This window comes from Pokkaliibacter plantistimulans (assembly GCF_003194385.1).
Taxonomy (GTDB): domain Bacteria; phylum Pseudomonadota; class Gammaproteobacteria; order Pseudomonadales; family Balneatricaceae; genus Pokkaliibacter; species Pokkaliibacter plantistimulans.
Genome location: NZ_LAPT01000149.1, coordinates 1 through 5,407, shown reverse-complemented (window position 1 = coordinate 5,407; position 5,407 = coordinate 1). Strand labels below are relative to the sequence as shown.

Sequence of the window (5,407 nt, the reverse complement as noted above, 5' to 3'; positions counted from 1 at the left end):
GTCTAGCAGGCTGTTGAAAAACGTTATCGAGGCCGCCGAGACAAGGAAAAAACAGGCGAAAAAGCGGAGTTTAGTGAACTAAATGAGCATTTTGAGCCTGTTTTTGACGTGGTATTCGGCAACGCAGATAGATTTTCAACGACCTGCTAGTGCTCTGCCATACAGCCCTGCGGCTTCACCACCCGCCGTGTGGAGGCGGGCGAGCTGAGCAGCTTCTCTGGCGAGCGGCGTGGGCGGGCAACCAGCTCTCCACCGCAATTGGGGCAGCGCCCCTGAAGTACCTGATCGGCACAGTCTTTACAGTAGGTGCACTCGAAGGAGCAGATGCGCGCGTCGGCGCTGTCGCCCGGTAAATCCCTGTCACAACATTCGCAGCTGGGCCGTAGTTCAAGCATGGTGTTACACCTCCGTTATTCAGCGACTTCGGCGGTAGCCTGTCGCTGGGTACTCCATTGAATCAGGCTCAGGATCAGCAACCCGACGATCAGGAAAGGAATCATCCAGACATTGACGCCATACCAGCCCAGGGTATTCTGCAACCAGCCGGATGCCAGAGACGCCACAGCAACCACGCTGAACACCAGAAATTCGTTGCAGGCCTGCGCCCGGGCTTTTTCTTCCGGACGATAGCACTCCGTCAGATAGCGGGTAGCGCCGATAAACATCAGATTCCAGCCGATGCCCAGCAGTACCAGTGCGGCGGTGAAGTGCACGATGGCCTGTCCCTGCAGGTTAAGACACACCGCAGCCAGCAGAAACAGCGCACCATACATCATCATGGGCAGCACGCCGTAGCGATCCATCAGCCGGCCAGTGAAGAACGATGGCGCGAACATGGCGAGAATATGCCACTGGATCACCTGTGCCGACTGATCGAAGGAAAAGTCGCACACCTGCATGGCCAGTGGCGTGGCCGTCATCACCAGTACCATCACGCCATAGCTGATCATGCCCGACAGCACCGCAGCCAGATAACGAGGCTGACGTAACAGCTGGGCAGTGGTACGCCCGCTACTGGTCGCACCAGTCTGCCCTTCCGGAACGCTGACCAGACTGAGCAGCACCAGGGCCAGAACGTATAACAGCATCAGGCCAACAAAGGCGCCTTCAAAGCCTTCGCCCGGCCACCATCTGCGGCTGACGATGGCCAGCCCCGGCCCGAGAAAGGCGGCGAGAATGCCGCTGCCCATGACCATCGACACCGCCTTGTTGCGCATCGCCTCGTCGCAGACTTCCATCACCGCAAAGCGGTAAAGGGTGCCAAAGCCAATACCTATGCCGATCAGGAAGGTCGACAGGCAATAGAGAGCAAACTGCTGGGTATAAAGTGCGGCCACCGCCAGCACAGCACCGACGATGCCAACAACATTGCCGAGCATAAAACCGCGTTTGCGACCGATACGCGCCATGATCAGCGAGGCCGGAATGGTCGTCATCATCAGCCCGATAAACTGTACCGCGACGGGTAAGGTGATCAGTGCCGGGGTGTCAGTCAGACTTTTGCCCACCAGCGCATTGACGGCCACCAGCAGAATATTGCCGGTGGTCAGCAGTGCCTGACATAAGGCCAGCAGATAGACATTACGATTCATGATTGTGTGATCTCTCCTGATCAGGACGCCGCGACAAACTGAGGGAAGCGCTGACGATATTCGGAAGGGCTGATACCCATATGACGAACGAAGGTGCGACGCAGATGTTCCGCGCTGGTGAAGCCGCATTGCAGGGCCAGCGGCTGCAGCCCGGTGTCGGAAGCGCTCAGTAAGCGCCGTGCCCGCTCTACCCGAATGCGCTCGATATAGCGGGCAGGAGAAACGCCCAGTTGAGCATGGAACAGACGGTGCAGGTGGCGTGGTGTCACCTCGACCCGCTCAGCCAGCTGCTCAACCGTCAGCCCGTCGGCAGAATGCTGCTGGATACAGGCCACCGCTCGCCCCAGCACGCCCTGCTGGCTCTCGGGTTGAAGTTGCAGATGTTCGCTGAACTGCGACTGTCCCCCGGGGCGTTTCATAAAAACCACCAGCTCCCGCGCCACAGCATTGGCCAGCGCCGCGCCGTGATCTTCCTCAAGCAGCGCCAGTGCCAGATCAATCCCCGCCGTGACTCCTGCTGAGCTGCACAGACGCCCGTCACGCACATAGATCGCATCCTCTTCGACCTGAAGAGAGGGATAACGCTGCCGTAGCTGATCACAGTGGCGCCAGTGAGTCACCACCCGTTTCCCCGTACTGACGCCCGCGGCAGCCAGCAGGAAGGCGCCGGTACAGACCGAGCCGACACGTCGCACCTGCGTACTCAGCTGACGAAGCTCACTCAGTAGTGCCTCATTGCCGGCCTGGGCATGCACTCCGAACCCTCCTGCCACCAGCAGGGTATCAGGCAGGTGCTGATGCAGATCAGACAGGGCCGTATCGGCCAGTAGCTGAATCCCTGCATTGGTACGCACAGGCCCGGCCTCCAGACCGACAATCTGCAAGGCATACAACGACTGCCCTGCTTCAGCATTGGCACTGGCAAACACCTGCATTGGCCCCACCACATCGAGACTCTGGCAGTCCGCAAAGGCCAGCATGGCAATGGTTCTCACATTCGTCTCCTGTCTCTGTCCAGTTGCGGGTCAGGTTTACCTGCAGGGGATCCACTATGCGATGGCCGCAACAAGTCCACAATGACCAATATCCGGCAATTTCGGACATTCATGTTCACGTCTTCAGAACAGAACATAGGCATTCCCTATGAATGCTATGCGATCAATTCATTTAGATAAAAATCAGGGCAGCACTAGACTGGCCCTCATGACAACGGTGCTCACGGCTGCTGTCGTTCTGAAAGCGATATCCCCTTTTCAGATCCGGTCTGGTAACCCGCGGCGGGTGGCAACCCCACGTCATCGCCAGACTGGATCTGCTCTCTTCTGCCAAATGCTCCTCATTCCATGCCAACTTGCAGTTGCTCGGTAGTCAGCTTTCAGACTAAATATTCTTCATAACAGATGATTTCTCTGAGTTGGAATGAGTTATCCAACTATTAGCAAACAAAAGTCATCTTAATCAGCAAATTCAGCTATTACTGATACAAAACAGTGATAAGGAAATGGAGGGTTGCCAAGCACGCACTGTGCCTCTAGTTTCTATGGCTGACTTTGCGTTACGACACTCACGTGTTAGTTAAGAGAGATTCTGAAGCTTAATGACCTCCCTGCGCCGTACCGTCCTGTTTGCAACTTTGCTGTTCGCAACACTTCAGGGTTGGAGCACCTTATCTCAAGCTGACCTGCCCGCCCACCCCACTCCCAGCAGCCACGGCACCGTCGTTCTCAGCGGTCATGAAGACTACGCACCCTTTATGTGGCGCAACGAAGACAAGATCAGTGGTATGGCCATTACTGCCATGCAGGAAGTCTTCCGCCGACTGGGGCTGAAAACTGAATCACGCTACGTGGGCCCGTGGAAACGGGTACTGAAGGAACTGGAGGAAGGCAATATCGATGTGCTGGTGGCGGCGTATCTGACCGACGACCGCAAGGAGTACGCCAACTTTACCTCGGTCCCCATCAGTGCCGACCCCACTTCGGTGTTTGTCTACAAGGACCGGGAGTTTCCTTTCAGCCGCTGGGAGGACTTGATCGGCAAACGCTTTGTCGAGATTTACGGCGAAAGCCAGGGCCAGGAGTTTGACCGCTGGCGTCTGGCCAACGCACAGGTACGCTATGTCACCCGCCGTATCGAGAGTTTCAAATTGCTGGAGTCTGGCCGGGTAGATGCGCTGGTGACCAGCTATTACACGGGCACCAATGCGGTGGCCAGACTGGGCTACAAGGGCCTGATCGTACCGCTACCCACCCCTGTCACCATGGTCTATCTGTACGCAGCCATCTCCAAGAAGTCGCCTTATGCCAGCCTGCTACCGCAGATCAACCAACAGCTAAAAGCCATGCACGATGACGGCACACTGGCGCGAATGATTGAGGACGCGCAGCTGGACTACGATCACAACTTTCTGAACAACATCAATCAGCGCGCCAATCGCGGTATGCAGCAATAAACGTGAGCCCATTGGCGGCGACGCCTGCCAGTGGGCCATCATCACTTATTGAACCTCACTATGCTTGGCCAGCAGCCAGCCTTGCTGCTCTTTGACGAATTCCACTTTTTCCTGCTTGGGTACACGCTGACCTTTGACGAAGCTACCGTACTGCATCTGCAAGGTGACCAGATTGGCTCCGGCGCCAAGGGCCCCCAGCACATCCTTGCTGGCGTTATTTGCCAGCCCCTTGCGCAGCTCTTCCATACTTTGCTGAAACACCAGATCGTAGCTGACATCAGCACTGTAGCTGGTATCGGTCGACTCGATCTCTTTCACCACCTTCACATTCTCGATGCTAAACAGGTCACCCTGATGATTGGCAACCAGCTCCTGCTGCAAGGCCTGACCAATAGCATCCGATGACGGCGCGGAAGAACAGCCCACCAGCAGCAGTGACAGGCCAAAGGCAGCCAAAGTCGTTTTTATACTCATAGATCCCTGCTCGTATCTGATTAGTCCACCGCATACTAGACGGCACAGCTCGATGGGTGCAAGGCAGAGGAGAGGAAGAAAGCCGGGTGGCAACGGTGAAGAATGAAAAGTGAAAGGCCCATACGGATACCTTCCACCGCATCACAGTGCTATTTCTTAGCCCCTCAGGCCGTCTGCACCCTGGCCCAGATGGGCGGGCGGTGATAGCGCCCTACGACAGAGCTCATAAACAGAAATGCCACCAGTGAATACAACACCTGTGCTGGTTCAAACACAAAGAAGGCCACCGACACAATCAGGATGTCGCCGACCAGCGTGGTCTTGCCCGCATGAATGCCAAAACGGCGCTCCAGATACATGGCCAGAATGTTCAGTCCGCCCAGCGAGGACTGGTGACGGAACAGAATAATCAGGCCAAACCCCACCAGCATCCCACCAAGCACGGCGGCAAACACAGGCTCGGTAATGTTGAAGTCCAGATAACGACGCATCAGCTCTGACAACAGTGACAGCAGGCTGACACTGATAAAGGTACGCACAGTGAAAGCGCGCCCCATGCAACGAATGGCCAGCAGATAAAACGGCAGATTGAGGATAAAGAACAGTTGACCGAAGCTCAGCGTGCTCAGATGCTGCACAATCAGCCCCATACCCGCTGTACCGCTGATCAGGAGATGGGAGGAGTTGAGCAGATGAATGCCCAGTGCAACCAGAAGACAACCTTCCAGAATGGAAAGCCAACGATGGGTGATGATCATTTTCAACAACTCCCCGCTTGTGGCGGATTGAAGCGATAACAGGAAGCAGCCTTCAGCTCTTGTGGAGCCTGTTGCTGCGAAGTGGGCCACAGAGAAATGTCCCGGTGCACCTAGCTGTGATTTCTCATTAG

At 56.1% G+C, this 5,407-nt stretch carries 6 protein-coding genes; 1 reads left to right on the top strand and 5 read right to left on the bottom strand.

Annotated features, from left to right (window positions below; genetic code table 11):
* Window positions 1-146 precede the first annotated feature (146 nt).
* Genes WH50_RS24810 through WH50_RS24800 form a run of 3 tightly spaced genes read right to left on the bottom strand, consistent with a single transcriptional unit; the run spans window position 147 to window position 2,587 of the window.
* The gene (locus WH50_RS24810) at window positions 147-395 is read right to left on the bottom strand and encodes a DUF1272 domain-containing protein (RefSeq protein ID WP_110190056.1); all 249 of its coding nucleotides are present in this window, start codon (window positions 393-395) and stop codon (window positions 147-149) included.
* A 15-nt stretch (window positions 396-410) separates the two neighbouring features.
* Complete coding sequence (locus tag WH50_RS24805) at window positions 411-1,592, bottom strand: MFS transporter (protein WP_110190054.1); 1,182 nt, start codon at window positions 1,590-1,592, stop codon at window positions 411-413.
* Window positions 1,593-1,612: 20 nt separating this feature from the next.
* The gene (locus tag WH50_RS24800; RefSeq protein ID WP_243410269.1) at window positions 1,613-2,587 is read right to left on the bottom strand and encodes a GlxA family transcriptional regulator; all 975 of its coding nucleotides are present in this window, start codon (window positions 2,585-2,587) and stop codon (window positions 1,613-1,615) included.
* 602 nt (window positions 2,588-3,189) lie between these two features.
* Between WH50_RS24800 and WH50_RS24795 the strand changes: the two genes are divergently transcribed.
* Window positions 3,190-4,044, top strand: a complete 855-nt coding sequence (locus tag WH50_RS24795) for a substrate-binding periplasmic protein (protein WP_110190051.1) — start codon at window positions 3,190-3,192, stop codon at window positions 4,042-4,044.
* Window positions 4,045-4,089: 45 nt separating this feature from the next.
* Here WH50_RS24795 and WH50_RS24790 read toward each other — a convergent pair whose 3' ends face one another.
* The gene (locus WH50_RS24790; RefSeq protein ID WP_110190049.1) at window positions 4,090-4,518 is read right to left on the bottom strand and encodes a hypothetical protein; all 429 of its coding nucleotides are present in this window, start codon (window positions 4,516-4,518) and stop codon (window positions 4,090-4,092) included.
* 164 nt (window positions 4,519-4,682) lie between these two features.
* On the bottom strand, window positions 4,683-5,276 hold the full coding sequence (locus WH50_RS24785) for a YitT family protein (protein WP_110190047.1): 594 nt from the start codon (window positions 5,274-5,276) through the stop codon (window positions 4,683-4,685).
* Window positions 5,277-5,407: the final 131 nt, after the last annotated feature.